The 1069-nt window shown below is 42.9% G+C and carries 1 protein-coding gene; it reads right to left on the bottom strand.

The window, feature by feature from the left end; genetic code table 11:
• Nucleotides 1-117: 117 nt before the first annotated feature.
• Nucleotides 118-1069, bottom strand: a 952-nt coding sequence (locus ALO_RS14625) for an IS110 family RNA-guided transposase (protein WP_004097205.1), incomplete at its 5' end; no start/stop codon positions are given.

The raw sequence follows: 1069 nt of genomic DNA, 5'->3' as shown, positions 1-1069 counted from the left end.
GATAAGACCAGCTATTAAATGTCAATTAGGAAATATAAATAATGTAGAGGTAAATATAGACAATGCAAATAAGCCTTTGGTAAGGAACCAAGGCTGGAGATACCAGAAATAAACGTATCAGGCCTTTAGCCGGACAGGCTCATAAGGGCGATTTTCTTTGAGAATTGCGTAGATTATGTTGCAAAGTTTACGCGCTACACCGCCTACAGCAGTAAGATGATGTTTTCCTCTTAATTTGAGTGTCCGATAGTAATCAGAGAGGATAGGATCACAGAAAGAAGCTCTTTCCGCAGCAAGCCAGATGGCGCGGCGTAGATAAGGTGAGCCACGCTTTGTAATCTTGTTTTTTGTACCCGTAAATTCACCGGACTGGGTAGCTCTCACATCCAAGCCGGAAAAAGCAACTAACTTATTAGGCGCGTCAAAACGATCGATGTCGCCAATCTCACTGAGAATGATAGAACCAAGCGTATCTCCAATGCCAGGAATAGTTGTGATATACGTGTTGGTTTGTTTAAGCAGTAGTGAGATCTCTTCTTCCAATTCTTCAATTTGGGTTTCTAAGAAGATAAGTTGGGCTAAGAGCTGGCGGATTTGGAATGCGAAAGTATCTTGGGCAAAAATAACACCAAAGGATTCAGCAGCAACAGACTTGAGTTGATTTGCTTTTTCCAATCCGAAACGCCCTCTGCTGGCTTTCGTCAACAATGCGGTAAGCTTGCGTGTATTGACTGTAAGCATATCTTTGGGTGTTGGGTATTTTAGTAGAATTTTCTTTGATGTGACACCAAAAGTGTCTGAAAATAGGCTGGCGTACTCAGGGAACACCTGATCCAGCAAAGCAATTACACGACGTTTACAGTCACCACAGGTATCTATCATAGAAAGACGATGGCGGGAAAGCTGACGCAGTGCAATCATGTTTTCAGCAGAGAGATTCGTGGCGGAGAACTGCCCAAAACGCATAATCTGAGCAATGATGAAGGAATCTTTGGAGTCGGTCTTGGTCTGGCGAATGTATATCTTTCTGAATGCATCTGACTGGATGGGATTAATGACCTTCACTTCG

Source organism: Acetonema longum DSM 6540 (genome assembly GCF_000219125.1).
In the GTDB taxonomy this organism is placed as follows: Bacteria; Bacillota; Negativicutes; order Sporomusales; family Acetonemataceae; genus Acetonema; species Acetonema longum.
The sequence above is the reverse complement of the archived record's forward strand: the minus strand, read 5'-3'. Positions and strand labels throughout refer to the sequence as shown.